The organism is Luteimonas sp. e5 (assembly GCF_054031035.1).
Genome location: NZ_JBSTRX010000001.1, coordinates 163,826 through 190,613 on the forward strand (window position 1 = coordinate 163,826; position 26,788 = coordinate 190,613).

Genomic DNA, 26,788 nt, shown 5'->3' on the forward strand with positions numbered 1-26,788 from the left:
ACTATTTCCCCGCACGCCACATTCCACGGCGTAAGCGGAGGAAACAGTGTCAAACGAGGTCAACACTCCGGCCAGCTTGGCCGCCGAGAACCTGACCACGCGGCAAGCCGCCGCATGGTTGTCCCGATCCGATGAAACCTTGAAGCGGTGGCGACGTCATCGCATCGGCCCCCCGTACTTCACGATCAATGGGCGCGTCCTGTATTCGCGGGAGGCACTGGCCGCATGGGTTGAGGAACAGCGGGAAGCGACGGAGGTGCGGTCATGCTGACCTACTCCGAAGTTCGCGCCGACATGCAGGCCGCTGAAAAGGCCGACCCTGTCGCATTCGCGCTTTACTTCCACGCGTTCGCCGCCGTGAACACCGTTCACGCCCAGCCGGAGATCGACGCGCGAAGCGTTGCGCGGCAGGCCATGTATCAACTGGCCACGTCATCCGACGATGTCAACGCCATTTCGCCGCTGCTGGACGCATTGGCGATGCGCGGAATGCAATCCCTGGTCGAGGAAGTGGTGTCCCATCACTGGGAGGCCAAGCAATGACCCCCGCCGAACACCTGGCCGCGCTGGGGCTGCTGTACGGCCCGAACGCGGAAGCCATGCGCCGCGAGCTGGCCGACATTTCCGATTGCCTGCATGGACAGTTGCAGGAGCTTCACGCACGCCCGACCGGCGACAAGTGCGACCGCATGTTGATCGCGCTGGAAGGGCTGCGCCGGTACGTGTGCCGCTTCCGTGAGCGCCTGATCGATGAAGGGAGGCATGAATGACCATCCCCCAAAAGCAAAGCCCGGCTGGCGGGCCGGGCGATGCGGTGACTATCGCGGGCGGCGAAGTCGACAACAAGCCTAGCATGGCCGAGGCGCAGCAATTCCTGGCGCTGCTAGACCCGGAAAACGACGATTGGCAATTCCGCACGTTCGCGGACAAGGGAGGCGGAGGCGGCAGGGCATTTGCCGGTGACTTCCACAACAAGCGCGTTTCGCTCGGCATCGACAACGCCAACGGGCGCGGCGTGTTCGTGGTGGTCAACGAGGGCGGCCAGAAGGATGGCGAGATCACCCGCATCCGCGCCGTGTTCGCAGACTTCGACAAGCCCGACACGCTGCCGGATCGCTTCGACCTGGAGCCGCACATCATCGTGCAATCCAGTCCGGGCAAGTTCCACGCCTATTGGCTGGTCGACGGGCTGGAGGTGGCGGCGTTCAAGCCGATCCAGCAGGCCATCGCCGCCAAGTACGGAAGTGACCCCAGCGTGTGCAATCCGTCGCGTGTGATGCGCCTGCCCGGTTTCGTGCACCACAAGGGCGAACCGTTCCGCACACGCATCTTTCATGAATCCGGCGGCCTGCCCTACTCCGCCCAGGTTGTGCGCGAGGCGTTCAACGCGGCACGTGGGCCGGACAGCGTGTCCCACCCATCCGCCCGCAACGGAACCGGCGAGGTCACGATCAACGCCGACCGGCACGCGGACGTGTTGAAGCTGGCCGGGCGTATGGCCAACGAAGTGCATCGCGGCCTGTCGATGGAGGCGGCGCGCGCGGCGATGTTCAAGGAGGCCGAACGCGGACGCTGGAGCCGGGAAGTCACGCCGGATGAAATGCAGCGGGCGCTAGATGGCGCGGTGGCCAAGTTACGCAGCGGCGAATGGGCGCCGCCGACAGAGGCCGCAGAGGCGCCGGAGAGCGCCGGGCCGTTGCTGGTGGACGTTCCCCTTGCCGGCCTGATGCAAGCGCCGCCAGAGCCGCCACAGTACGTTGTGGAGCCGACCGTTCCCCGTAGCGTGGTGACGCTGCTGGGGGGCCACGGGGGCGCCGGCAAGTCCATGTTCGCGCTCACCCTGGCCGCACACGTCGCCTGCGGGCTGGACGTGTACGGCTGGAAGGTGTCACAGGGCCGCGTGCTGTTCGTGTCGCTGGAGGATGCCGGGCCGATGGTGCGGCACCGGCTGCGGAAGATCGTGCAGGCGCATGGCTTGAATGCCGATGCGGTGGCCGATGGCTTGCGCGTGGTCGACGGCACCGAAGCCGACGCCGCGCTGATGACAGAGGTCAACGAGTTTGGCCGCAAATGGCTGGCCGCAACCCCGGCGATGCTGGAGGTCGAGGCGGCGGCAGCGGGCGCTGACCTGGTCATTATCGACAACGCTTCCGATGCATTCGACGGCAACGAGAACGAGCGCCGCGCGGTGCGCCAGTTCGTGCGGAGGCTGGCGCAGACAGCCAAGCGCAACAATGCAGGGCTGATCCTGCTGGCGCATATCAACAAGGCGGCAGCACTCACGGGCGCGGCAGGTAACAGCTACTCGGGCAGCACCGCGTGGCACAACTCCGCGCGCTCACGGCTGGCGATGATCCCCGACGCTGGCGATACGGTCGAGGTACTCCACGAAAAGCACCAACACGGCAAAACCGCCGACCCGGTACTGCTGGCGTGGACACCGCAAGGCGTGCTGGAGCCGTTCCAGCGCATCGGCCCGGCAGACGTGGAACAGGCCGCAGAGGATGCAGACACCGTGCTGGGGCTGCTGGAGATCGCCATACAGGCCGGGCTGACCGTGCCGACCGCCGTTAGCGGCTCCCATACCGCGTGGCACGTCCTGGAATCGCTGGGCGAGTTCCCCGACTACCTACGGAAGGCAGAGGGCAAGCGCCGCACCAAAGCCGCCCTGGTGCGCCTGTCGCGGGAGCGCCGGATCACCCGTGAGACCTACCGCAGCACCCATCGCAAGCAGCACGAACGCTGGGCATTGGCGCACCCGAGGCTGAACGAATCATGAAAAAAGTGCGCCGCGCCGTCCCCTATAACCCCTTAGCGCATTGGCGCGCTTTTGGGAGCGCGCTCATGCAGCTAGGCCAGCACTGGCGCAACACTGGCGCGCATTGGCGCATGGGCGCACCTGACCTGACCCGCCAGCAGGCAGGCGGCAGACCATCGGCAACCGGCCCGCCAAAGCTGTTACGGGGATACATTGTCCCCGCGAACGGCGAATGAAACGGCGGTGTGTAGCCATTTCAGTCAATGCGGCTCTGATATATCCGGCACGTATCCGATTCAACACGCCGAAGCCATGCCGACCATCCTTTTTTAGGGGACGCGGTACGGAGGATTGCAGGCACCCCAACACCCAACCTGAGGAATCACCATGATCGACAACACCACCCCCGACCCGGTCGAGACTGACACCGCACCGGACACCGCTGCACAGGCCCCTGAGCGCCCCGTAGAAGCCGACGCCGCCGACCCCAACGAAGTGGAAGCGCTGCGCAAGCACTCCGCCAAGCTGAGGGCCGAAGCCAAAGCCGCCAAGGATCGCGCCAGAGAGGCCCAGGAAGCCCGAGAGGCGGCAGAGGCCGACCGGGACGCCGCCGCCGCTGCCCTGCGCGCTCAGACGCTCCACGCGCCACGGGACCACCTGCTGGACGAGATCGCCATGCCCGGCTGCGCCCCCGGCCTGCTGGCGGTGATCGAGGCCACCGGCTACCGCTTCGACCTGGACGATGCAGGCAACCCGACGATCCTTGACCCCGAGGGCAAGGTTCCTGTTCTGGTCGACGCCGAAGTGACATACGGCGGCAATCCGAGAAGTGAGCCACTCCGGCGCAATGAGGGCAAGCGAAGCGAGCGCCCCGCAAGGTTTGAAGCTGGTGACGTGCGGCGCATCCTGTTGAGCATCGACCATCCGGCAGCCAAGGCGTTTGACGCGCTGATCGTCGCAAGCCGGGCCAGCGGCAGCGGTGCCAGCGGTAGCCACGGCGGCTTTGGCGGTGCCGCGCGCGGAGAAAGCGCCAACTGTGAACGCCGCATTCCGTCGCCGCAGTTCGGCCTGAAGTAAGCGCGGGACTGCCGGGATCGGGCCGCGCAACAAGGTACAACCCGACCGGCCCGGATTAGCGGTGAGTGCCGGGCCAAGAAAACCGCCGCAGCAGGCGCGGGATGCTCCTTTGCCCCGTGAGCCTGCCGCCCCCGCTCGCCAGAGGCAGCGGGGGCGTTTCTTTGCCGTTGGAATGGTGGTATTGTCCACACCAGTGGACACCGCATCCGTGATGCGCACACGCCACGCTGCAATGGCTCCCGTGGGGCCGACCGTGCAAGGCAGTAGCCGACCACGCCAACACCAATCCCACGACCTATGGAGCTATTCCCATGAGCGTTACTCGCTTGGCCGACATTGTCGAGCCGCAACACTTCACTGATTACATCGTCGCCAACACCATGCAGAAAAACGCACTGGTGCAGGCTGGCGTGGCCGTGCGCAACGACGTCATCACGTCGCACCTGGAAAAGGGTTCGCACTCCTTCACGGTTCCCAACTGGTTTGACCTGGGCGACCAAGAGGCCAACATCGCCAACGACGATCCCGACGATCACTCCACGCCGTACAAGATCGCCTCTGGCAAGCAGCTTGTCCGCAAAGCGTTCCTGCACAATTCCTGGTCGGCCATGAACCTGGCGAGCGAGATCGCCGGCTCCGATGCCATCGCCCGGATTAAGGACCGCGTGGCCGCGTACTGGAGCCACCAACTGCAACGCCGCCTGATCGCGAGCTTGCAAGGCATCGTGGCCGACAACATCGCCAACAATGACGGCGACCTGGTACACGACATTTCCAGTGGGACGGGGGACGCCGGGCAATTTAGCGCCGCCGCGGTCATCGACGCCGTGGCCACACTGGGTGACAACCTGGAGGCGGTGTCTGCCATCGCGATGCACTCGGACGTTTACCGCAGTGCCATGAAGCGCGACCTGATCGCCACGGTCATGGACAGCGCCGGACGCCCGTTCCAGACCTTCCGGGGGCTGGCGGTGGTTATTGATGACGGGCTGCCCAACATCGATGACGCATACACGTCTGTCATGTTCGGCGCCGGCGCAATTGGCTACGGGATCACTGAGCCGAGCGTGGCCGATGGAACGGAAGTCGAGAGCCTGCCGAGCGCTGGCAACGGTGGCGGCCAGCAAGTGCTGCACTCCCGCGTAAATGTTGGCGTGCATCCGGCGGGCTTCACCTGGACGGAATCGGAAGTCACGGGCGAAAGCCCGACGCTGGCCGAGTTGCGCAACGGCGGGAATTGGCGACGCGTGTTTGAGCGCAAGGCCATCCCGCTGGCGTTCCTGGTTTCCAAGGCCTAACCGAGGGGGCCGGGGGAAACTCCGGCCCTTTTTCCAATGTCGAGGAAACCCGCACGCAGGGGACGCGTGGCCGCCGACAACCTGCCACCAAAGGGTGCCGCCGAGAAGATCGAGCGCTGGGCCAGCGAAGCCACCGGCGTCAAGGCGATTGCCCGACGCCTGGGCGTGAGCCTGGAAACGCTCAACACCTGGATGGATCGCCACCCGGAATTGCGCGATGCGATGGACGCGGGGCGCGAGGCGGAACACCTGATGCTCTACAACGCCCTGTTGAAGCATCTGGACAAGTCCCCGACCCCGGCCATCTTCCTGTTAAAGACACGGCACGGCTACCGCGAGGGCGACCAAAGCGAAGTCGCCAACCGCGTGTCGATCAACTTCACATTGCCGGGAGCGCAGCCGATGGCGACCTACACCGCCACGCTGGACCCGGCCAAGCCCAAGGCGCTGGAGCATGACGGAACAGACGATTGAGCTAAACGACTTCCAGCAGCGGGCCATGTCCGTTCCCGAGGAATTAGACCTGTTCCTGGGCGGTGGTCGAGGCGGTGGCAAGTCCTATGCGCTGGGGCTGTTGGCACTCAGGCACGCGGAGCAATACGGAAAGGCGGCCCGCATCCTTTACATCCGGCGCACGTACAAGGGGCTGGCCGATTTCGAGCTACTGACCCGCGAGCTATTCGGCAGGGTGTACGGCACCGCTGCCCGCTACAACGCCGCGGAACACGTGTGGCGCTTCCCCAATGGTGCATACATGGAGCTGGGCCAGTTGGAAAGCGCCGCCGATTACGCCAAATATCAAGGCCGCAGCTTCACCCTGCTGATGGTCGATGAAGCGGGCCAGTTCCCCGACGCGTCGCTGCTGGACCTGTTGCGCTCCAACATGCGTGGTCCGGTCGATATTCCCATCCGCATGGTCATGGCCGCTAACCCCGGTGGACCAGGGCATCACTGGCTGGCGCATCGGTACGTGTTCCGTGCTGGCCCGTGGCAACCGTTCGACGAGGGCAAGTCAAAGCGGAAATGGGTATATGCCCCTTCCACGTTCGACGGAAACCGCTTCATCGACCGCGACCAATACCGGGAGCAACTGGAATCCGCCTGTCCAGACGATCCCGAATTGCTGCGAGCATGGACGGCTGGCGACTGGGCCGTGAACCGTGGCGCGTACTTTGCCGGCTGCCTGGACGAAAACCGCAACGCCATCGCGCCGGTCGAGTACCTGCCGGAGGATTGGCCCACGTTCCTGGCGCATGACTTCGGCAGCGCCGCGCCATCGGTCACGTACCTGTTTACGGAATCACCCGGCGCGGAGTTCAACGGGCAATGGTTCCCGCGCGGCTCGCTGCTGATCGTGGACGAGTTGGCAACCCATAAAGGCGGCAACTACGCGCAAGGGTTGGGCTGGACCGTGCCGGTACTGGCCGAGGCTATCAAGGGCATGTGCGGACGCTGGGGCGTGCCCGCCAGCGGCGTGGCCGACGATGCCATCTTCGCGCGCACCGGCTCCGGCGCGGGCTGCATCGCGGATGAGTTCAGGCGCGAGGGCGTGTATTTCAACCCTGCCCGCAAGGCCGACCGGATCACCGGCTGGAACCGGATGCGCCGCTTGCTGTCGCACGCGGGCCAACCTGACCGGCCTGGCCTGTACGTGGCCCGCAACTGCACCTATTTCTGGAACACGGTTCCGATGCTCCCCCGCAACCCCAAGCGGATGGAGGACGTGGACACGACCGGCCCGGATCACGGCGCGGACGCGGTGCGGTACGGATGCCTGGTGACGCGACCCGCCACGTTTGAGCAGATGCGCCGGATCAAGTTGGCGAGCCGTTGAGGGGGCGCCACCTGTCGGATATTTGCCGGATATGGAGGCAGAACCTGCGTATCCGATAATCCTTCAGACAAGAAAAAACCCCTGAAAAATCAGGGGTTTAATGTGGTGGCCGGGGAGGGAATCGAACCCCCGACACGGGGATTTTCAATCCCCTGCTCTACCAACTGAGCTACCCGGCCACGCGGTTTCGCTTGCGCGAGCCGGGCATGATACATGCGCGGCGCCGCGCGGAGCAAGCAGCCCGGCAGCTGAACGGCTTTACAGCACGGGATCGGCGGTGCCGCCACCGTGTCGCGCATGGTGCGATGATCGACTGGATCATTTTGTGGAGGGAAACGAGATGAGCAACACGATGAAATCCTGTGCCGTCATCCTTGGAGGCCTGCTCCTCGCCGGCTGCGCCAGCACCCCGCAGGTCGATCGCACGCAGCGCCTGGCCAACCTGATGGCTCATGCGGGCGAGCCGGTCAGCAGCATCATGTACGGCAGCGGCGGAAGCGGCTTCGATCTGGTCGATGACGAGCATCTGGTGCTGAGCGTTTCGCCGCGGCGGAACTTCCTGATCCGTGTCGATCCGTCATGCCTGAGCTGGGCAGCCGGCTCGCCGGCACTGGTGGTGGACAACACGAGCAGCGGTCAGCTGAGCGTCAATTTCGATGCGATCCGCCTGCGCTCCACGCCGGGCGTGCGCTGCACCATCCGCGAGATTCGCCCGCTGGACCTGCAGGCCGCGCGGGAGGCGGAGAAGGCGCAACACAGCGGCGGCTGATCGGATCCAGGGCTGGTGTCGCGACCAGCGACTCAGCCCTCCGGCACGTAGCCGGCGGGCTTGTCGGCGCCTTTGCCGAACAGGAACTTCTCCATCTCCTTTTCCAGGAAGGCGCGGTGCTCGGGGTTCATCGGCGAGAGCCGGTTCTCGTTGATCAGCAGGGTCTGGTGGGCCAGCCAGGCGGCCCAGGCCTCGCGGCCGATGTTGGCGAACACGCGCTGGCCCAGCTCGCCCGGCCACGGCACGAAGGCCAGACCCTCGGTTTCGCGTTGGTCGCGTTGGCAGAACACCATGCGGCTCATGTTTCCTCCTCGAGCAGTCGGCGCACCGGTGCGGGGATGCCCAGTGCGCGCCATTGATCGCGCGTGAACCAGCGCATGCCGTCATTGTCGCCGACCTCGGCCACTGGCGGCACGCCATCCACGCGCAGTGGGCGGATGCGCAATCGATAATGGCTGAACACATGGTCGATGCCAGCCAGCGACTGCACATCGCTCGCGTTGCGTGCATGGCGCAGCCGCAGTGCATCGATGCCGGCTTCATCCTCGGCTTCGGGCAATGACCACAGCGAGGCCCACACGCCCTGCGCCGGACGACGTTGCAACAGGCTGCGCCCCTCGCTGTCGCGCAGCCACAGCATGTGCGTTTCACGTTGCGGCAGCGGCTTGCGTGGGCGCGGCGCCGGCAACTCGCCGGTACGCTGTTGCCGCAGGGCATGGCAATCGGCGGCGAACACGCAGATGTCGCAGCGCGGGCGCGCGCGGGTGCACACGGTGGCGCCGAAGTCCATCTGCGCCTGGGTGTAGTCGGCCATCCGCGCGCGCAGCGTGGGTGAGGTCGGCAGCGCCTGTGCGGCCAGTGCCCACAGGGTCTTTTCGACCGCCGGCAGTCCGGGCCAGCCGTCCACCGCGTGCAGGCGCGACAGCACGCGCTTGACGTTGCCATCGAGGATCGCGCGCGGATGGTTCCAGGCCTGGGCAAGGATTGCCGCCGCCGTGCTGCGGCCGATGCCGGGCAGTGCCAGCAGGTCGTCGAAGTGCTCGGGCAGGGCACCGCCGTGCTTTTCGACGCAGATGCGCGCGGCCGCATGCAGATTGCGCGCGCGGCTGTAGTAGCCCAGCCCCGACCACAGACCGAGGACCCGATCCAGCGGCGCAGCGGCCAGCGCGCCGAGCTCGGGCAGGGCATCGACGAAGCGCTGGAAGTAGGGAATCACGGTGGCGACCTGGGTCTGCTGCAGCATGATTTCCGACAGCCACACCCGGTACGGCGTGCGCGGATGCTGCCATGGCAGGTCGTGGCGGCCATGCTGGTCGAACCAGGCCAGCAGGCGGCTGGCGAATGCATCGCCGGCAAGTGGATCGTGGATGGCGATGGCGTCCGTGCGCTTCAAGGCGTCGGTCCGGGTGACTGGTCTGCGGCGCCTTGTGCTGGTGGCAGGTCCGGCTCATCGAACTCGATTTCGACGCCCTCCAGCCGTGCACCGGCAATGTCCATACGCGGCGAAACAAGCTGCCCGCGCAGCGGCGGCAACGGCGAGCCTGAGGCGAAGTCCCAGTCGAGCACTTCGCGCAGGCGGAACTCGCCGGCAAAGCGGGTGGCATCGCGACTGAGCTGCAGCCGGAGCGGAGCTTCGAGCGCGGGTGGTCCCGTGTAGGCCAGCGTGAATGGCAATGGCGAGGATGAAGCCGCCAAGGGTTGCGGCAAGGCCGGCCACTGCGCGGGCCATGCCGGCATCTGCCCGCCAAGCTCGAAATCCAGTTGGCTGCCGAAAGCGAATCGACCCTGTGCATCCAGCGACGGCACGCGCTGCCGGCCACGCACGGCAAGTGCGAGCTGCGGCCAGTCCACGCCGTCGGCATCGATGTGCAGCGGGCCGTATGCGCCCAAGGCGAACGCCATGGGATCGCCGCTGCCTTGCCATCGCGCATTGGCTCCCAGTTTGGCTGGCGTGAGCTTCATGCCCTCGTCGTCCCAGACCAGCGGTGCGGCCAGGCGCAGCTCGACCGGCATGCGCCAGTCGGCGCCCTGTGGCTCGATGCTGCCGGCCAGCCCCAGCGCGGCGGGCGAGGCGACCCGCGAGAGATTGAGCGCAAGGTCGAATGGAAGCTGCAGCGCATCGCCGCGATAACGCCCGGTCAGCCGCGCGCGCAACGGTTGGTCCGGGTGGAATCGGGCGATGTCGATGCCGATCCCGTCCAGCAACCAGCCATCACCCAGCAATTGCCCGCGGACCACGGCAATGCCGTGCGTCAGCTGCGGCAGGCGCACGGGTGCGGAGGGCGGGCGCGTGGCACGCCAGCGCGCCAGGGCGCCGAGGTCGAGCATCGGTGCATCCAGCTCAACCCGTTCGACATCGAGCACTTCGCCGCGGCTCTTCAGCGTGCTCCAGGGCAATGACAGGTACACCCGTTCGGCACGCAGCAGTTCCTGCGCATCGCCCGGCGCACGCGCGTGCACGCCATGCAGCACGATGCGCGGCGTGCCGCGGATGTCGTAGTCGGCCTTGCCGTCGGCATGGATTTCCAGCCCCAACGCATCGCCGACCTGGTCGAGGATCACCGCAGTGGCGAACTCGGGGCGCAACAGCAGGCGCAGGCCCAGTGCCAGCGCCAGCAGCAGAAGGCCGATCAGCAGCAGGATGATGCCGCGTCGGCGGCGGTGCCGACGCGGCGCTGCCGCTGCCGCGTCCGGGGTCCGGCTCACTGGCCGAGATTCTCCGGCAGCAGCGCGTCGACGAAGGCTTCCGGGTCGAACACGCGCAGATCCTCGGGCCGCTCGCCGATGCCGGCGAAGCGGATCGGGATGCCGAACTCGCGTGCCAGGGCGAACACCACGCCGCCCTTGGCGGTGCCATCGAGTTTGGTCACCACCAGTCCGGTCACCGGTGCCTTGGCACTGAAGGCACGTACCTGGGCGATGGCGTTCTGCCCGGTGGTGCCGTCGATCACCATCAGGACTTCATGCGGCACGCCGGCACCGTGCTTGCCGAGCACGCGCACGATCTTGCCCAGTTCGTCCATCAGCCCGGCCTGCGTATGCAGGCGGCCGGCAGTGTCTGCGATCAGGATGTCGGCGCCGCGTGCCTTGGCCGAAGCATAGGCATCGAAGGCCACTGCGGCGGCGTCGGCGTCCTGGCCCTGGGCGACCACGGCGACCTGGTTGCGCTCGCCCCAGGCCTGCAATTGCGCCACCGCGGCGGCGCGGAAGGTGTCGCCGGCGGCCAGCATCAGACTGCGACCCTCGTCGCGGAAGCGGCGTGCCAGCTTGCCGATGGTGGTGGTCTTGCCCACCCCGTTCACGCCCACGGTGACGATGGTGAACGGTTTGGCGTCGGCGGTGATTTCCAGCGGAACGGACACCGGCCGCAGCAGAGCGATCAAGTCTTCGCGCAATGCCGCCAGCAGGGCATTGGCATCGGCGAATTCGCGCCGTTTCATGCGTGCGCGCAGATCCTCGACCAGCGCGGTGCTGGCGGTGACACCGACATCGGCCGTCAGCAAAGCGGTTTCGATCTCGTCCAGCAGCTCGTCGTCGAGGCGTGGATTGCGCGAGAACAGCCCGCCCAGCGAGCGGGCGAAGCCACTGCCCTTGAGGCGTTCGCGCCAGCCAGGCTTGCCCGCCGCCGCGGCGGGCGGGGCATTGGCATATTCGTCGTCTGCCGCAGCGGCTGGCACATCGGTTTCCGGCGACGTCAGCGGCGCGGGTGGAATAGCCGGTTCCACGCTCAGCGGCGGCGTGAAGTCGGTCGGCACGCCGTTGTCGGCGGGCCTGGAATCGGGGGGTGTTTGCGCTTCGCCTTCGTCCTTGCCGGACTTCTTGCGCCAGAACCAGTTAACCATGCACGGCAGGCTGTAGGAGAATGTCGATGATGGTAGCATCGGCCCCGACCCCGTCATGAAGCGCACGCAACGTCGCAAGGCGACCCTCGCTCGCGCCGGTGCGGTGCGCATCATCGGCGGGCGCTGGCGTGGCAGCCGGCTGCCGGTGGCCGATATCGACGGACTGCGGCCGACCCCCGACCGTCTGCGCGAAACGCTGTTCAACTGGCTGCAACCGGTGTTGCCCGGCGCGCGCGTGCTGGACCTCTTCGCCGGCAGTGGCGCACTGGGGCTGGAAGCATTGTCGCGCGGCGCACGGGCCGCGACCCTGATCGAGCGCGACGCCGGCCTCGTGCAGGCCCTGCGCAGCAGCGCCACGCGCCTGGGTGCCGGTGACGCCGCCCGCATCGTGCATGTCGATGCCCTGGCTTGGCTCGCCGATGCCGCCGGTGAGCGGGTGCGTTACGACATCGCCTTCATCGATCCGCCATTTGCCGCGGACGTGTGGGCCGACGCGCTGGCTGGCACCCTGCCGTTGATGGCCGATGCCGCCTGGCTGTATCTGGAAGCACCGGCAGGTGCCGTGCCGCCCGTGTTGCCGGCGGATTGGCAGCTGCATCGCGAGGCCGGCAGTCGGGAGACCACCGGCCGCCTGTTCCGGCGCCAGCCGCCGGCCGGGGCCGCACGCGATGGCGTGGCGGACTGCTAAACTCGCGTGACCCTTGTCCGCGAGTCCGCATGACCAGCCCGCGCCATCGCATCGCCGTGTATCCCGGCACGTTCGACCCGATCACCGCCGGTCACCTCGACCTGGTGCAACGGGCCGCGCCGCTGTTCGAGCATCTGGTGATCGGCGTGGCCCGAAGTTCCGGCAAGGGTCCGGCGTTTTCGCTTGAGGAGCGGGTCGCACTCGCGCGCGAGGCGGTGGCCGGCATCGACAACGTCGAGGTGCGCGGATTCGACACCCTGCTGGCGCATTTCGTGCGCGAGGTCGGCGGTGGCGTGCTGTTGCGCGGGCTGCGCGCGGTCTCGGACTTCGAGTACGAGTTCCAGCTCGCCAGCATGAACCGCCATCTGATACCCGAGGTCGAGACCATGTTCCTGACCCCGGCGGAAAAATACGGCTTCATTTCATCTTCGCTGGTGCGCGAAATCTCCCGCCTGGGCGGGGATGTTTCCGCCTTCGTGCCACCGGCAGTGGCCGCCGCGCTGCAGGCCCAAACGCAGCGTCATTCAACACAGAACCCGGGGACCCCATGAAAAACCTCAATCGCCTGCTCCTGGCTGCATCGATTGCCACCCTTTCCCTGACCGCGTGCAAGAAGGAAGAAGCCGCCCCGGTCGAAGTCGCCGCCACGCCGGTCGCGGTGCCCGGCAACGAAGACCGTGGCGCCTGGCAGGGCTATCTGGCATCGCTGGCCGAAGCGAACATGGACGGCGTGACCAATGCGCCGTATGCCTACTTCCTGCCCGGTACCAGCAGCGAAGACTTCGATGGCGAGGCCGAGCGCCTGCTCGAACGCGTGCAGGGCGACCTCTCGCGCGGCATCGTCGAAGGCAACATGCTGATGTTCGGCTCGCCGCATTCCTCGGCGGAGAAGCTCGCCGATCTGGTGGTCGAAGGCTTCACCATGGTCAAGCCGAACACCATGAAGAACGTCAAGGTGGTGTTCGTCGGCAACCCGGCTGACAAGGACCGCGTGGCCGAGGGCGTGGCCGAGTCGGGCGTCACCTACGTGTTCGTTCCCAATACCAAGTGAGTCCGCGCATGGGGCGGGGCCGCACCCGGATGGCGGTCCCGCACCCTGTCGCATGATGTGAAATGGCACTGAAGATCCTCGACACCTGCGTCAATTGCGACGTCTGCGAGCCGGCCTGCCCCAATCAGGCGATCAGCCAGGGCGAGACGGTGTACGTGATCGACCCGGCACTGTGCACCGAGTGCGTTGGCCATTTCGATGAACCGCAGTGCGTGATCGTGTGCCCGGTGGAGTGCATCGAGCCCGACCCGCTGCATGTCGAGAGTGAGGCCCAACTGTTGGCCAAACTGCAACGATTGGAGAAAGCCGCATGAAGCTTCCGCTGCGCCCGTGGCGGCGCCTCTGGTTCACCCTTGCCCTGTTGCTGGTGGTCGGTGGCGCCCAGGCCCGAGAAACCCCGCGTGCCGCGCCGCAGGGTGCCGCGATCGCTTCGGCGCATGCCCTGGCCACCGACGCCGGCTTCGAAACGCTGGAAAAAGGCGGCAATGCCTTCGATGCCGCGGTGGCGGTGTCGGCCGCGTTGTCGGTGGTCGAGCCGATCAGTTCGGGCATCGGTGGCGGCGGCTTTTTCCTGCTGCACCAGGCCGACACCGGGCGTGAGGTGTTCATCGATGCGCGCGAAATCGCGCCGGCCAGCGCCACGCCCGAGGCCTATCTTGATGCCGACGGTGCACTGGATCGCGACCGTGCGGTCAACGGCCCATGGGCGGCGGGCATCCCCGGCCTGCCGGCGGCACTGGTGCACATGGCCGAAAACTATGGCCGCCTGCCGCTGAAGCAGTCGCTGGCGCCGGCGATCCGCATCGCGCGCGAAGGCTTCCCGATGTACGGCCGACTGGTGCGCGGCTACAACGAGCGCCGCGAGGTGATGGAGCGCTATCCCGGCACGCGCGCGGTGTACCTGCGCAACGGCAAGCCGCTGGCCGAAGGCGAGTTGCTGCGCCAGCCCGATCTCGCGCGCACCCTGCAATTGCTGGCCGATCGCGGTTTCGACGGCTTTTATCGCGGTCCCACCGCCAAACGCATGGTTGATGCGGTGCGCAAGGAGGGCGGGCACTGGACCGCGCAGGAAGTCGCCGCCTATCGCGTCAAGGAGCGCGAGCCGGTGCGCTTCGACTACCGCGGCTGGAAGATCGTGACCGCGCCGCCGCCGTCCTCCGGCGGCATCGCGCTGGCGCAGATGCTGCAGATGCTCGCGCCCTGGGATCTGAAATCGATGGACGAGGCCGACCGCGTGCACCTCATCGTCGAGGCCATGCGCCGTGCCTATCACGACCGCACCTTCTACCTGGGTGATCCGGACTTCGTGCAGGTGCCGCAGGCGGTGCTGACCGCGCCACGCTATGCCGACGGCCTGCGCAGCACCATCCACATGGGCAAGGCGACGCCGAGCGACCTGCTGCCAGGCACGCCCACGCCGTTCCTCGAACATGACGAGACCACGCATTTCTCCATCATCGATGCCGAGGGCAACCGGGTGGCCGCCACGCAGACGGTGAACCTGCTCTACGGCTCGGGCCTGATCCCGCCCGGCACCGGCTTCCTGCTCAACAACGAGATGGACGATTTCGCGCTCAAGCCGGGCACGCCCAATGCATTCGGCGTGATGGGCTACGCGGCCAATGCGCCGGAGGCGGGCAAGCGCATGCTGAGTTCGATGACCCCGACGTTCATGGAATCCGGCGAGCGGGTGGCGGTGCTCGGCACGCCCGGCGGCACGCGCATCATCACCATGGTCCTGCTCGGCATCCTCGGTTTCGATGCCGGACTCGATGCGCAGCAGGTCGCGGCGCTGCCGCGCTTCCACCACCAGTGGCTGCCCGACGTGATCGGCATCGAAAAGAACGCACTGTCCGCGGACACCATCACGCGGCTGCGCGCGATGGGGCATACCGTCAGCGTGCCGGGCGAGGTCGCCGGTGTGCGTTCCTCCGATGCCTGGGGCAACCTGCAGGCGGTGGAAATGGACTATCGCGACGGTTCGTTGCGCGCCGGCACCGATCCGCGCAACCCGGTGGGCAAGGGCGAAGTGCGCGCCAAGGCGGCCGCGGCGCGCTGAGGCGCGTCGCCGCCGGTGCGTGCCTGCGGCTCAGGCGGTCGCGGGCCGCGGGTTTTGCCGCATCCAGTCCAGCACCTTCTGCGGCGAGCTTTCGCCGTAGGGGTCGTCGTCGCTGCCATCATCATTGATGCCCGGCTCCACGAACATCGCGGAAATGCGGCCATCGTCGATCACTGCGGCATAGCGCCAGCTGCGCTGACCAAAGCCCAGATGGTCCTTGTCCACCAGCATGCCCATGCGGCGGGTGAAATGGCCGGAGCCGTCCGGCAGCATCTTCACGTTGCGGATGCCCAGATGCCGTCCCCACTGGAACATCACGAACGCGTCGTTGACCGACAGGCAATGCACCTCGTCGGCCCCGGCCGCACACAGCGCCTCGTACTCGCGCTCGAAGGCCGGGCATTGCTCGGTGGTGCAGGTCGGGGTGAATGCGCCGGGCAGGGCGAACAGCACGTGTCGGCCCTTGCCGAACAACTCGCCGGTGGACACGTCCTGCCAGCGATAGGGGTTGTCGCCGCCGATGGATTCATCGCGCACGCGGGTCTTCAGGGTCACGTCGGGAACGGTCTGGCCGGGCATTGCGGTCTCCTGTGATGGGTTCGGTTGCCGGGCAGCGACCATGCGTGGCTTGGCTGGCCGCCCGGGGCGACTAGAATCCTTGCATGAGGAAGGGAGACGGATGATGAAACTCTGGTCGATCCTGGGCAATTCGCAGATGCTCGATGGCGGCGCGATGTTCGGCAATGCGCCACGCGAGATGTGGCGCAAGTGGATCCCCGCCGACGAGCTGAACCGGATTCCGCTGGCCTGCCGCGCGCTGCTGGCGACGCCGCTGAACGGCAAGACGGTGTTGTTCGAAGCCGGCATCGGCAACTTCTTCGAGCCGCGCCTGCGCGAGCGCTATGGCGTGCAGGAAGATCGCCACGTGTTGCTCGATTCGCTGCGCGAGGCCGGGTTCGAGCATGAGGACATCGACGTGGTGGTGCTCTCGCATCTGCATTTCGATCACGTCGGGGGCCTGCTCGCGCCGTGGCGCGAAGGCGAGTCGCCGCGGTTGCTGTTCCCCAATGCGCGCTTCCTGGTCAGCCAAGAGGCCTGGGCACGGGCGCGCGAACCGCATCCGCGTGACCGCGCCAGCTTCATTCCCGAACTGCCCGGCCTGCTCGAAGCCAGCGGGCGGCTGGAGATCGTCAATGGCCCGCACAGCCAGGCATTGGGTGAGGCGGTGCGCTTCCATTACAGCGACGGCCATACCCCGGGCCTGATGCTGGCCGAGATCAGCGGCCCGGAACAGGTCGATGGCGAAGCACACGGTGGCGTGGTGTTCTGCGCCGACCTGATCCCGGGTCGGCCCTGGGTGCATGTGCCGATCACCATGGGCTACGACCGCAACGCGGAGCTGCTGATCGACGAGAAGCGCGCCTTCCTCGAGGACAAGCTGCGGCGCAAGGTGCACCTGTTCTTCACCCATGACCCCGAATGCGCACTGGCGCAGGTCACCCGCGACGCACGGGGCCGCTTCGGCGTGGAGCATGAAGTGGCCGAACTCAAGGCGCGCGCACTCGGCGCTTGAGCAGCGCTCCCTTCCGTCGGTCTGAAGCTGCGCTCAGAGGCGGGCGAGATCGGCCCGCGTGCCGTCCATGCGCAACCAGCGCGGAGCATCGCCATGCCAGTCGCCGAGCACGATGCGGCGCCGGCCCGCGCCTTCCTCATGCAGCGCCGGGCGATGGGTATGGCCGTGGATCATGGTGCGCACGCCGAAGCGCTCGAACTCGGCGCCGATGCGCGCGGGATTGACGTCGGTGATGGTTTCCGCGGTACCGGCCTCGCGCAATTCGCCGTGGCGGGCCTTGCTCGCCGCACGCGCCTGCGCGGCGAAGGCGATGCGCGCGGGCAGTGGCTGCGCAAGGAACTGCGCGCGCCACTGCGGGGCGCGGGTCATGGCACGGAACTCTTGGTAGGCAAGATCATCGGTGCAATACAGATCACCATGGCCGATCAGCACCGGCTCGCCATCGAGCATGATCACCGCGGGATCGGGCAGCAGGCGCATCCGGCAACGTGCGGCATAGGCCTCGCCGAGCAGGAAATCGCGATTGCCGTGGATGAAATACAGCGCGGTGCCGGAATCGGCCAGCGCGCGCAGCCCTTCGGCCACTCGCTCGGCGGTGGCATCCGGCGCGTCGTCGCCGATCCAGGCTTCGAACAGGTCGCCGAGGATGTACAGCGCGCGCGCGCCTCTGGCTTCCTCGCGCAGGAAGCGCAGCAGCGCATCGCTGGTTTCGGGGCGTGCATCCTCGAGGTGCAGGTCGGCGATGAAGAATGTGCTCATCCGTGTTCCGGGCGATCAGGTATCGGGTTGCTGCGGGTGTCGCAGGCACGGCATGCGGAATGCCGCTGCGACGGGTCGCGGCGCGATCGGGCCGCTCATCTTAAAATGCCCGATCTCCGACTGCTTGCGCGTGATCATGACCGTCCGTACCCGTTTCGCCCCTTCGCCGACCGGCTGGCTGCACATCGGCGGCGCACGCACCGCGCTGTATTGCTGGTTGGCGGCGCGTCGCGCCGGGGGGCAGTTCGTGCTGCGCATCGAGGACACCGATCGCGAGCGCAGCACGCAGGACGCCACCGACGCGATCCTCAAGGCGATGGACTGGCTGGGCCTGGATTACGACGAGGGCCCGGTGTACCAGAGCCAGCGGCTGGAGCGTTATCGCGAAGTCGCGCAGCAGCTGGTCGAGGCGGGCAAGGCGTATTACGCCTACGAAACCCGCGAGGAACTGGACGCGATGCGCGAGGCGGCGCTGGCCGCCGGTGACAAGCCGCGCTACCGCGGCATCTACCGTGACGGCCATGCGCCATGGCGCGACGACCCCAACCGGGTGATCCGCTTCCGCAACCCAGATCACGGCAGCGTGGTGTTCGATGATCTGGTCAAGGGCCGCATCGAATGGCGCAACGAGGAACTGGACGATCTGGTGATCCTGCGGCCCGACGGCCATGCCACCTACAATTTCGCGGTGGTGGTGGATGATCTCGACATGGCGATCAGCCACGTGGTGCGCGGCGATGACCACGTCAACAACACGCCGCGCCAGATCAACCTCTACCACGCGCTGGGCAAGACGCCGCCGCACTTCGCGCACCTGCCGATGATCCTCGACGAGCAGGGCGCCAAGCTGTCCAAGCGCAGCGGCGCGGCCGACGTGATGGAGTACCGCGATGCCGGCTACCTGCCGCATGCATTGCTCAACTATCTGGCGCGCCTGGGTTGGTCGCATGGCGATCAGGAAATCTTCTCCATCGACGAGTTGACCGCGTTGTTCGCGCTCGAGGACGTCAATGCCAAGGCGGCGCGGCTGGATGCGGCCAAGCTCGGCTGGCTCAACCAGCAATACCTGAAGAATGATGCGCCGGAGGACGTGGCCGGACATTTGGTGTGGCATCTGCAACAGCGCGGTTACGATCTCGGAAGTGGCCCGGCACCGGCCGATATCGTCATCGCCCTGCGCGACCGCGTGCAGACCCTGGCCGAGATGGCGGACAAGGCCGCGGTGTGGTTCGGCCCGCTGCGCGAGTACGACGACAAGGCGGTGGCCAAGCACCTGGGTGCGGCCGCGCGCGAGCCGTTGCAGGATGCGCGGCAGCGGCTGTCCGCGCTGCATGCATGGAACGCCGAGGCCATCGGCGAGGCACTGAAGGCCACCGCCGAGGCGCTCGGCATCGGCATGGGCAAGATCGCGCAGCCGATGCGGGTGGCGATCACCGGTACCCAGGTCAGTCCCGACATCTCGCACACGGTGTACCTGTGCGGGCGCGAAGAAGCACTCAGGCGTATCGACGCGGCACTGGCCAGGGTCGGCTGAAGCCGGCAGGCAAAACCGCGCTGCCAGCAGGATCCTGTCGCGGCGGCTTGAGCCGCGCAGGGGGCTGGGCGATCATGGCGCCATGAGCGCGCACTCCGAAACCTGCATCGCGCCCGAGCATCATGTGCACGATGCCGCCGATTTCATCGCCGCGGTGGAGCGGGCCTGCCAGGAACGCAGCCTGCGGTTGACGCCGATCCGTGCGCACGTGCTGCGCCTGATCGCCGAGGCCGGGCAGCCGGTCAAGGCCTATGACCTGCTCGATCAGGTGCGCCAGGGCGGTGGGCCGGGCGCGGCGGCACCGCCGACGGTCTATCGCGCGTTGGACTTCCTGCTCGCCAACGGTTTCATCCACAAACTGGAATCGGTCAACGCCTTCATCGCCTGCCACCATCCCAATGCGGATCTGCACTCGGTGCCGTTCCTGATCTGCAATCGCTGCCACTCGGCGGTGGAACTGGAGGATCAGGCGGTGGTGGATGCGCTCGATGCCCGCGCGCGTGCCTTGGGTTTCGTGCCGCATGCGCAGACGCTGGAAGTGCATGGCCTGTGCGCGAGGTGCGCTGCAAAGGGTTGACCCGATCCACACGGCTGCGAGGCCGTGCCGGCTTGACAGGACCGGCGCAGGCACGTGATGTATCGCTCGCCGCGGCCGATGCACACCGGGCCCGACGTTGCGGGCCCGGTGTGCTTGTCCATGTTGCGCTGACGCGGCTTCAGAAGAACAGCCGCACGCCGCCGACGAAGCCGCGTCCGGGCAGCGGTGCCAGATCCTTCAGATACGACGTGTGCGGCCGCGCTTCCTTGTCGAGCAGGTTGCGGCCATCGAGGAACACTTCCCAGCCGGTGCCGCTGGCGGTATCGCCGTGCCAGGCGAAGTGGGCATCGACCATGGTGTAGCCGGCGCTGACCGCTTCGCCTTCGGCGACGCGGGACTGTTTCAGGGTGCGGATGGCGCCGAGCGAAGCCCGCCATGCCGGCGCATCCCAGCGCAGTTCGCCGCCGATGCGCCCCGGTGCCAGGCGCGGCACGTTGCCGCCGCCCACCAGGCGACCTTCGTGGTCATGGGTGTGGTCGCCGTGCACGATGCTGATCGCGGCCTCGCGGCTGGTGCCACCCAGCCGGCCACGCACCATGTCGCCGAACAGGCGTATGTCGAGATGGCCGCTGCCGCCATCGAACAGGGTGAATTCGGATTCGACCTCGACGCCGTGGAAGCGCGCATCGCCCTGGGTCCAGACCATCACCGGGGAGCCGAGCTCGACCAGCGGATCCTCGCTGCCATCGTCATACGGCACGATCAGCGGCGACTGGTAGAGGAAGTCGCTGTAGCGCGCGGCCCATGCGCTGGCGCCCACGCGCCAACCGTCGCCGCGCCAGCCAAGGCCAAGTTCGAGGCGGTTGGCGGTTTCCGGCTTCAGCCGATCATCGCCGATCTCCAGCGTGGCGGTGGCCACGTGCAGGCCGTTGGAATACAGCTCCTCGGCGGTCGGGGCACGCTGCGCGCGATCCAGGCCGAGCTTGAAATCGAGGGCATCGCTGGCCTGCCAGCGCAGCGCGGCGGACAGATGGTGGGTACGGAAATCGCGTTCGGTCAGGCGATCGGGCAGCAGCGGTTCGGCTTCGCTGCGGATGCGGGCGCGGTCATGGCGCGCACCCAGTTCCATCCTGAAATCGCCGAATTCGCGCTGGCCCAGCCAGAACACGCCCAGTTCGCGGCCGACGGTGGGCGGCACGAAGGCTTCCTCGCCGCGTGCCGAGAAGTCGCGGCGGCCCGCCTGCACGCCGAAACCACCGCGCCAGCCGGCGATCGGCTGGTGCACCAGCTCCAGCCGCGCTTCGTCGCTGATGTTGTCGAACACGGTGCCGACCGCGGCGCCCTCGAATTCGGTATGCGTGTAATTGGTGCGCGCGTACTTGAAGCGCAGGGTTTCGAAGATGCCGAGGTCGTTCAGGCCCGCATGCACTTCATGGCGGCGCTGGTCCAGGCCGATGCGCACGGCATGGTCGTGGTCATGCCCGTCGTCGCCATGATCATGATCGTGGTCATCGTCGTGATCGTGGTCGTGATCATGGTCGTGGTCGTGGTCGTGGCCACCGCCATGCGCATGCTGGTGGCCGGGCACGCCGTAGCGGGTGTTGAACAGGCTGCTGCTGATGCCGATGTGCCCGCGCTCGCCCACCCAGGTGAGGCCAAGGCCGCCACTGGCAGTGCGCAGTGCGCTGTTGGGCAGGATGCCGTGGCTGTCCGCATCCGGCTCCTCGCCCTCGGCTTCCAGCCGCGCCGCGCTTTCGGCGTAACCCGGGATTTTCATGTCCTGCGCTTCCCGCAGCAGGCCGTCGGCATGCAGCACCAGGCCACGACCGTCGGTCGAGGTGGCGGCATCGATGCGGAACATGCCGGTGCGTTCGCGGTCGACCGTGCCGGCGCGCCATTCGGCACGACCGCCAAACGGGCGATCGGGCAGGGCGTCCGGGCTGCGGCCATCGATCACGTTGACCGCGCCGCCGATCGCGCCGCTGCCGTAGAGCAGGGTGGCCGGCCCCTTGAGCACTTCGATCTGGTTGGCTAGGAACGGCTCGATGCTCACTGCATGGTCGGCGCTGATGGTGGACACGTCGCCGCTGCCCATGCCGTCGCTGACCACCTGCACGCGCGCGCCTTCCAGGCCGCGGATGATCGGGCGACCGACGCCGGGGCCGAAGTTCGAACTCTGGATTCCGGGGATGCGCTCCAGGCTGCGGCCGAGGGTGGCCGACTTGTCTTCATCGAGTTTCTCGCCGGCCAGCACTTCGACCGGACGCACCAACTGATCGGCAGTCTGGTGCAGTGGCGAGGCGGTGACCACCACCTTGTCCAGCAGGTGCGCGGACTGGCGATGCGGATCCTGATCCTGTTCCGCAGTGGCGTCCTGCGCTTGGCCGGCCAGCGGCGTGGCGGCGAGGGCGAACAGCAGAGCGAGGCTGAGTGGATGACGTGGCAGGTGAACGGCAATGGGCATGGGATGGTTTAAAGTGGGCGCTACGAAGGATCGGGAATGTTATACTGTTTCATGTCCAGTCGCCACAGGCCACGTGCGATGTCTCAATCCAGCTCTCATTTGCGCAATGCGGACCGGGTCGGTTTTGCCGCCTCGATGCTGTGCGCGGTGCATTGCGCGGCGATGCCGCTGCTGCTGGCCCTGCTGCCGACGCTGGGCCTCGGCGCAGGCGGCTGGGTGGACATCGATCAGGGCGTGGTGGTGTTCGCCACCCTGCTGGCCGCGGCGACGCTGACGATCGGTTGGCGGCGGCACCGTGCCTACCATGCGTGGAGCCTGTTGCTGCCGGCCCTCGGCCTGCTGTGGTTCGCCACTTTCGGCCCGTTCCATGACCATGGCGGTGGTCGCGATGCCTGGCTGCACGCCGGCATGATGGTCAGCGGCGGCCTGTTGCTGGCGGCGGCGCATCTGACCAACATGCGCCTGAGCCATCGCGATGGCGGGGCGGATGCCGGCGTCTGAGCCCGGCATGCGGCAAGCGGGCGCGATGCCTGTGATAAACTGATCGTTTCACAATCCGCGGCCCGCTTCCGGGTCGCGCCGCAACATTCCAGGAGCATTTCGATGGGCAAGGGCGATCGCAAGACGGCCAAGGGCAAGCGTTACAACTCCAGCTACGGCAATGCGCGCCCCAAGGCCGTGACCAAGGCCAGCGGCAGTGCCGCCGCGCCGGTGGCGAAGAAGGCCAGCGGCCGCAAGGTGGTGGCGAAGAAGGCGACCAAGCCGGCCGCCTGAGCCGCTGCCACGAGCGCAATGAAAAGCCCCGCGATGCGGGGCTTTTTCGTGGCCGGTCGAGGCGTCGGATCAGCGTTTTTCCGCACCGTCCTCGACTGCGCGCCAGACCCGCAGCAGGTTCTCGCCCAGCACCTTGCGGATGTCGCCATCGGCCAGCCCGGCGCGCTGCAGCGAGGCGATCAGATTGGGGTAGTCGGCAGCATTGCGCAGGCCGTTGGGCAGTTCGCCACCCACGCCATCGAAGTCCGAGCCGATGCCCACGTGATCGGCGCCGATCAGCTTCACCGCGTACATGATCTGGTCGGTCACGGCCTGGATGTCGGTCTCCGGAACCGGATGCGCGGCATCCCAGGCAGCGCTCCACGCGGCTTCGTCCTCGACCGGCTTGCCGGCGGCGCGGGCCTCTGCATTGCGCGCCTGCAACGCCGCGCGCTCGCGGAACTTGGCCTGCATGTCGGCGGCGGCCTTGGGATTGACGAAGCCGGTGCCGAAGGTGATCTGCACCAGTCCGCCCTTGGCCGCGATGGCGCGGGCGACTTCATCACTGGCATTGCGCTCGAAATCCGGGGTGAAGTGACGCATGCCCGAATGGGTCGCCAGCACCGGCACGCGGCTGAGTTCGACCGCCTGCAGCGCGGCGGCATCGGACAGATGGGAAACATCGACCATGATGCCGAGCCGGTTCATTTCGGCGACCACCTCGCGGCCGAACGGCGAGAGCCCGTTCCAGCGCCGTTCGACGCCATAGGATGAATCGGCGATGCGGTTGGCCGCGCTGTGCGCCAAAGTGATGTAACGCACGCCGCGCTCATGGAAGAAGGCGAGGCGCCCGAGGTCATCGGCGATCGGTGCGCCGTTTTCCATGCCCAGCGGCAGCAGCACGCGACCGGGCTGGCGCAGGCGTTCGATGTCGCGCGGGGAAGTGAGCACGGCGAACTTGTCCGGCGCGCGCGCAGCCAGCGCCCACACCGCGTCGATTTGCTGGTTGGCGGCATGCCAGGCAGTGCCCTGCTCGTCCTGGCGAGGCGAGGTGTAAATCGACATGAAGGCGACGTCCAGGCCACCCGTGCGTGCCTTGGGCCAGTCGAACTCGCGGTCGGTGTCGGCGGTAAGGTCGCGCCAGCCTCCCATCATTTCGCCGGGTGCATCGATATGCGTATCGACGATCAGGGCGTCCTGCGCCAGCGCACGTGCGGCGTCAGTGGCCTGCGCATGGGCGGTTCCGGCGATGGCAAGCGCAAGCGCGGCGGTGATCAGGCGGCGGGAAATCGGCATCAAGCAATCCTCGTCAATTCAGGCGACAACCGTCAGCGTACACCGCGCGGCACAAATCACCACCCAGCCAGTAGCACAGCTCGGCGGGCTGGCGTGCATTCCACAACACGAAGTCGGCGCGCATGCCCGTGCGCAGCACGCCGCGGTCAGCCTCGAGGCCGAGTGCGCGTGCCGCGTGCACGCTGGCACCGCGCAAGGCTTCCAGCGGGGTCAGGCGGAAATGGGTGCAGGCCAGTTGCATCGCCTGGCGCAGCGATAGCAGGGGCGAGGTACCCGGGTTGCAGTCCGTGGCGACGGCCATCGGCACGCCGGCCTCGCGCAACGCGTCCAGTGGTGGCAGACGCGTTTCGCGCAACACATGGAAGGCGCCGGGCAGCAGCACCGCCACGGTGCCGGCCCGAGCCATCGCCTGCACGCTGGCGACGCTGGTGTATTCGATGTGGTCGGCGGACAGTCCCGAGAACTCGGCCGCGAGGGCGCCGCCATCGAGATCGCTCAACTGGTCGGCATGCAGCTTGACCGGCAGCCCGAGTGCGCGCGCGGCCTCGAACACGCGACGGGTTTGCACCGGCGAGAAGCCGATGCCCTCGCAAAACGCATCCACCGCATCCACCAGCCCTTCGGTGGCGAGGCGCGGCAGCCAGTCGATCACCGCATCGATGTAGTCATCGGCGCGGTCGCGGTACTCCTCCGGCAGGGCGTGTGCGGCAAGATAGGTGGTGCACACCTGGATGCCGCACTGCTCACCGATGCGGCGCGCCACGCGCAGCATCTTGCGTTCGTTGTCGAAATCCAGGCCGTAGCCGGACTTGATCTCCAGCGTGGTCACGCCATCGCCGATCAGGGCGCGCACGCGTGGCAGTGAAGCGGCCAGCAGGCCATCCTCGTCGATTCCGCGCACCGCGCGCACGGTGGACAGGATGCCGCCGCCGGCACGCGCGATCTCCTCGTAGCTGCGGCCCTCGAGGCGCATCTCGGATTCGCTCGCGCGGTCACCGGCGAACACCACATGGGTATGGCAGTCGACCAGGCCGGGGGTGATCAGCGCATCGCATTCGATGCCGTTTTCGTCGAGCTCGGGGGGCAGGCCGGCGCGCGGGCCGGCGTAGCGGATCAGGCCGTCGCGCCAGGCCAGGGCGGCGTCCTCGATCAGGCCGTAGCCGGCATCCTCGTCCAGGGTGGCCAGGGTCGGGCCCAGCAGCAGGCCGCTTCGGGGGGCGATGTTCATTCGCCCATTTTATGGCTTTGCGCGAGAATGACCGCATGCACCCGATCACGCGCACCGACCGCGGCTGGCACCTGTCCGGCATCGCCAATCTGCATTCGCATGCCTTCCAGCGCGCCATGGCCGGCATGGCCGAGCGCCAGGGCGATCCCAATGATTCGTTCTGGACCTGGCGCGAAACCATGTATGCCATGGCCGGACGTTTCGACCCGGAGACGTTGCAGGCCGTGGCCGCGCAGCTGTACGCGGAAATGCTCGAAGCGGGCTACACCACGGTCTGCGAATTCCATTATCTGCACCATGACGTCGATGGCCGTCCCTACGCCGATCCGGCGGCGATGTCGCAGGCACTGATCGCCGCTGCGCGCGAAACCGGCATCCGCCTGACTCTGCTGCCGGTGCTGTACATGACCGGCGGTTTCGATGGCCGTGCGCTGTCGGCCCGGCAGCGGCGCTTCGGCCATGAGGTCGAGGATTACCTGCGTTTGCTGGAAAGCCTGCGCACGCAGCAGGACGAATCGCTGCTGATCGGCTGCGCGCTGCACAGTCTGCGCGCGGTGCCGCAGGCGGCACTGGGCGAGGTGCTCGCGGCACTGCCCGCCGACAGCCGCATCCATGTCCACATCGCCGAACAGACCGCGGAAGTCGATGAATGCCTGACGCTGCGCGGTGCGCGCCCGGTGCAGTGGCTGCTGGACAATGCGCCGGTCGACGCGCGCTGGACACTGGTGCATGCCACGCACCTGGACGATGCCGAGGTGCGCGGCATTGCCGCCAGTGGCGCGACCGTGGCGATCTGCACCACCACCGAGGCGAACCTCGGCGACGGTCTGTTCCCGTTGCGCGATTACCTCGATGCCGGCGGCCGCTGGGGCGTCGGTTCGGACTCGCATGTCAGCGTGTCGCCGGTCGAAGAATTGCGCTGGCTGGAATATGGTCAGCGGCTGGTCACCCGGCGCCGCAACATCGCCAGTTCCGCTTCGATGCCAAGCGTCGGCGAAACCCTGCTGCACGGCGCATGGGCGAGCGCGGCGGCATCGACCGGCTTCGAGGCCGCGGACGAAGTCGTGCTGGATGCCGAGGCACCGGCCTTGATCGGCGCACACGAGGGCGACATCGCCGACCGCTGGCTGTTCGCCGGCAACCGCAATGTGGTGCGCGAAGTGACGGTGGCGGGCAGCCGCGTGGTCGAAGGTGGCCGCCATCGGCAGCGCGATGCAATCACGGCGCGTTATCGCCAGGCCATCGCCAGGCTACTCGCCGACTGATC

Annotated in this window: 28 protein-coding genes, 1 tRNA gene and 1 pseudogene; 20 read left to right on the plus strand and 10 right to left on the minus strand. The window is 67.3% G+C overall.

The annotated features are described in order from the left end of the window. The first annotated feature begins 46 nt into the window (after positions 1 to 46). From ACW11F_RS00835 to ACW11F_RS00870, 8 genes are all read left to right on the plus strand, one after another. Entirely contained in the window at positions 47 to 271 is a 225-nt protein-coding gene (locus ACW11F_RS00835) for a helix-turn-helix domain-containing protein (protein WP_456994943.1), read from the plus strand. Continuing rightward, the gene (locus ACW11F_RS00840; protein ID WP_456994945.1) at positions 265 to 543 is read left to right on the plus strand and encodes a hypothetical protein; all 279 of its coding nucleotides are present in this window, start codon (positions 265 to 267) and stop codon (positions 541 to 543) included. Before ACW11F_RS00835 ends, ACW11F_RS00840 begins: the two co-directional genes overlap by 7 nt. Next, the gene (locus ACW11F_RS00845; protein ID WP_456994947.1) at positions 540 to 770 is read left to right on the plus strand and encodes a hypothetical protein; all 231 of its coding nucleotides are present in this window, start codon (positions 540 to 542) and stop codon (positions 768 to 770) included. Before ACW11F_RS00840 ends, ACW11F_RS00845 begins: the two co-directional genes overlap by 4 nt. Continuing rightward, a complete protein-coding gene (locus tag ACW11F_RS00850; RefSeq protein ID WP_456994949.1) occupies positions 767 to 2,779 on the plus strand; it encodes an AAA family ATPase in 2,013 nt (670 codons plus the stop codon). The genes ACW11F_RS00845 and ACW11F_RS00850 overlap by 4 nt, the downstream gene beginning before the upstream one ends. A gap of 366 nt (positions 2,780 to 3,145) precedes the next feature. Beyond that, a complete protein-coding gene (locus tag ACW11F_RS00855) occupies positions 3,146 to 3,835 on the plus strand; it encodes a hypothetical protein (protein ID WP_456994951.1) in 690 nt (229 codons plus the stop codon). A 311-nt stretch (positions 3,836 to 4,146) separates the two neighbouring features. Next, positions 4,147 to 5,133, plus strand: coding sequence for a major capsid protein (locus tag ACW11F_RS00860; protein WP_456994953.1), 987 nt, complete (start codon positions 4,147 to 4,149; stop codon positions 5,131 to 5,133). Positions 5,134 to 5,169: 36 nt separating this feature from the next. Further along, positions 5,170 to 5,607 carry a hypothetical protein gene (locus ACW11F_RS00865; RefSeq protein ID WP_456994955.1) on the plus strand — a complete coding sequence of 146 codons (438 nt, stop codon included), beginning with the start codon at positions 5,170 to 5,172 and terminating at the stop codon, positions 5,605 to 5,607. After that, positions 5,588 to 6,967, plus strand: a complete 1,380-nt coding sequence (locus ACW11F_RS00870) for a phage terminase large subunit (protein WP_456994957.1) — start codon at positions 5,588 to 5,590, stop codon at positions 6,965 to 6,967. The genes ACW11F_RS00865 and ACW11F_RS00870 overlap by 20 nt, the downstream gene beginning before the upstream one ends. 103 nt (positions 6,968 to 7,070) lie before the next feature. Here ACW11F_RS00870 and ACW11F_RS00875 read toward each other — a convergent pair. Then, positions 7,071 to 7,146: transfer RNA gene (locus tag ACW11F_RS00875), tRNA-Phe, on the minus strand. A 161-nt stretch (positions 7,147 to 7,307) separates the two neighbouring features. On the opposite strand from ACW11F_RS00875, the gene ACW11F_RS00880 reads away from it, so the two are divergent. Further along, on the plus strand, positions 7,308 to 7,736 hold the full coding sequence (locus ACW11F_RS00880) for a DUF6491 family protein (RefSeq protein WP_456994959.1): 429 nt from the start codon (positions 7,308 to 7,310) through the stop codon (positions 7,734 to 7,736). 32 nt (positions 7,737 to 7,768) lie between these two features. Here ACW11F_RS00880 and ACW11F_RS00885 read toward each other — a convergent pair whose 3' ends face one another. From ACW11F_RS00885 to ftsY, 4 genes and pseudogenes are all read right to left on the minus strand, one after another. Continuing rightward, positions 7,769 to 8,038, minus strand: coding sequence for an oxidative damage protection protein (locus tag ACW11F_RS00885; protein WP_456994961.1), 270 nt, complete (start codon positions 8,036 to 8,038; stop codon positions 7,769 to 7,771). Beyond that, positions 8,035 to 9,129: an A/G-specific adenine glycosylase gene (mutY, locus tag ACW11F_RS00890; RefSeq protein ID WP_456994963.1), complete on the minus strand. Its 1,095-nt coding sequence runs from the start codon at positions 9,127 to 9,129 to the stop codon at positions 8,035 to 8,037. Before mutY ends, ACW11F_RS00885 begins: the two co-directional genes overlap by 4 nt. Continuing rightward, positions 9,126 to 10,442 carry a hypothetical protein gene (locus ACW11F_RS00895; protein WP_456994965.1) on the minus strand — a complete coding sequence of 439 codons (1,317 nt, stop codon included), beginning with the start codon at positions 10,440 to 10,442 and terminating at the stop codon, positions 9,126 to 9,128. The genes mutY and ACW11F_RS00895 overlap by 4 nt, the downstream gene beginning before the upstream one ends. After that, a pseudogene (ftsY, locus tag ACW11F_RS00900) lies at positions 10,439 to 11,461 on the minus strand (signal recognition particle-docking protein FtsY); the annotation flags it as partial. The pseudogene ftsY and the gene ACW11F_RS00895, both read right to left, overlap by 4 nt. A 172-nt stretch (positions 11,462 to 11,633) precedes the next feature. On the opposite strand from ftsY, the gene rsmD reads away from it, so the two are divergent. The 5 genes from rsmD (at position 11,634) to ggt (ending at position 15,376) form a co-directional block, all read left to right on the plus strand. Beyond that, entirely contained in the window at positions 11,634 to 12,266 is a 633-nt protein-coding gene (rsmD, locus tag ACW11F_RS00905; protein ID WP_456994967.1) for a 16S rRNA (guanine(966)-N(2))-methyltransferase RsmD, read from the plus strand. Between the two features lie 29 nt (positions 12,267 to 12,295). Further along, positions 12,296 to 12,817: a pantetheine-phosphate adenylyltransferase gene (gene coaD / locus ACW11F_RS00910; protein ID WP_456994969.1), complete on the plus strand. Its 522-nt coding sequence runs from the start codon at positions 12,296 to 12,298 to the stop codon at positions 12,815 to 12,817. Beyond that, complete coding sequence (locus ACW11F_RS00915) at positions 12,814 to 13,317, plus strand: hypothetical protein (protein ID WP_456994971.1); 504 nt, start codon at positions 12,814 to 12,816, stop codon at positions 13,315 to 13,317. Before coaD ends, ACW11F_RS00915 begins: the two co-directional genes overlap by 4 nt. Positions 13,318 to 13,379: 62 nt before the next feature. Continuing rightward, the gene (locus tag ACW11F_RS00920) at positions 13,380 to 13,631 is read left to right on the plus strand and encodes a YfhL family 4Fe-4S dicluster ferredoxin (RefSeq protein WP_456994973.1); all 252 of its coding nucleotides are present in this window, start codon (positions 13,380 to 13,382) and stop codon (positions 13,629 to 13,631) included. After that, a complete protein-coding gene (gene ggt, locus ACW11F_RS00925) occupies positions 13,628 to 15,376 on the plus strand; it encodes a gamma-glutamyltransferase (protein WP_456994975.1) in 1,749 nt (582 codons plus the stop codon). Before ACW11F_RS00920 ends, ggt begins: the two co-directional genes overlap by 4 nt. A 30-nt stretch (positions 15,377 to 15,406) precedes the next feature. On the opposite strand, the gene ACW11F_RS00930 is transcribed toward ggt, so the two are convergent. Continuing rightward, a complete protein-coding gene (locus ACW11F_RS00930) occupies positions 15,407 to 15,955 on the minus strand; it encodes a redoxin family protein (protein WP_456994977.1) in 549 nt (182 codons plus the stop codon). A gap of 103 nt (positions 15,956 to 16,058) precedes the next feature. Between ACW11F_RS00930 and ACW11F_RS00935 the strand changes: the two genes are divergently transcribed. Continuing rightward, positions 16,059 to 16,949, plus strand: a complete 891-nt coding sequence (locus tag ACW11F_RS00935) for an MBL fold metallo-hydrolase (protein WP_456994979.1) — start codon at positions 16,059 to 16,061, stop codon at positions 16,947 to 16,949. 33 nt (positions 16,950 to 16,982) lie between these two features. On the opposite strand, the gene ACW11F_RS00940 is transcribed toward ACW11F_RS00935, so the two are convergent. Beyond that, positions 16,983 to 17,708 carry a UDP-2,3-diacylglucosamine diphosphatase gene (locus ACW11F_RS00940; RefSeq protein WP_456994981.1) on the minus strand — a complete coding sequence of 242 codons (726 nt, stop codon included), beginning with the start codon at positions 17,706 to 17,708 and terminating at the stop codon, positions 16,983 to 16,985. A 136-nt stretch (positions 17,709 to 17,844) separates the two neighbouring features. Between ACW11F_RS00940 and gltX the strand changes: the two genes are divergently transcribed. Both gltX and ACW11F_RS00950 read left to right on the plus strand, forming a co-directional pair. Continuing rightward, positions 17,845 to 19,242 (plus strand): glutamate--tRNA ligase, encoded by a 1,398-nt coding sequence (gene gltX, locus ACW11F_RS00945; RefSeq protein ID WP_456994983.1) that lies wholly within the window; start codon positions 17,845 to 17,847, stop codon positions 19,240 to 19,242. Positions 19,243 to 19,324: 82 nt separating this feature from the next. Beyond that, on the plus strand, positions 19,325 to 19,819 hold the full coding sequence (locus ACW11F_RS00950; RefSeq protein ID WP_456994984.1) for a transcriptional repressor: 495 nt from the start codon (positions 19,325 to 19,327) through the stop codon (positions 19,817 to 19,819). Positions 19,820 to 19,958: 139 nt separating this feature from the next. Here ACW11F_RS00950 and ACW11F_RS00955 read toward each other — a convergent pair whose 3' ends face one another. Then, on the minus strand, positions 19,959 to 22,244 hold the full coding sequence (locus ACW11F_RS00955) for a TonB-dependent receptor (protein WP_456994986.1): 2,286 nt from the start codon (positions 22,242 to 22,244) through the stop codon (positions 19,959 to 19,961). A gap of 78 nt (positions 22,245 to 22,322) precedes the next feature. On the opposite strand from ACW11F_RS00955, the gene ACW11F_RS00960 reads away from it, so the two are divergent. Then, positions 22,323 to 22,745, plus strand: coding sequence for a MerC domain-containing protein (locus ACW11F_RS00960; RefSeq protein WP_456994988.1), 423 nt, complete (start codon positions 22,323 to 22,325; stop codon positions 22,743 to 22,745). Positions 22,746 to 22,787: 42 nt separating this feature from the next. Then, a complete protein-coding gene (locus ACW11F_RS00965) occupies positions 22,788 to 23,018 on the plus strand; it encodes a 30S ribosomal protein THX (protein ID WP_456995852.1) in 231 nt (76 codons plus the stop codon). Positions 23,019 to 23,087: 69 nt separating this feature from the next. On the opposite strand, the gene ACW11F_RS00970 is transcribed toward ACW11F_RS00965, so the two are convergent. Then, the gene (locus ACW11F_RS00970; RefSeq protein WP_456994990.1) at positions 23,088 to 24,293 is read right to left on the minus strand and encodes a dipeptidase; all 1,206 of its coding nucleotides are present in this window, start codon (positions 24,291 to 24,293) and stop codon (positions 23,088 to 23,090) included. A 13-nt stretch (positions 24,294 to 24,306) separates the two neighbouring features. Then, positions 24,307 to 25,521, minus strand: coding sequence for an imidazolonepropionase (gene hutI, locus ACW11F_RS00975; RefSeq protein ID WP_456994992.1), 1,215 nt, complete (start codon positions 25,519 to 25,521; stop codon positions 24,307 to 24,309). 11 nt (positions 25,522 to 25,532) lie between these two features. Here hutI and ACW11F_RS00980 point away from each other — a divergent pair, with 11 nt between their 5' ends. Further along, a complete protein-coding gene (locus ACW11F_RS00980; RefSeq protein ID WP_456994994.1) occupies positions 25,533 to 26,786 on the plus strand; it encodes a formimidoylglutamate deiminase in 1,254 nt (417 codons plus the stop codon). Positions 26,787 to 26,788 lie beyond the last annotated feature (2 nt).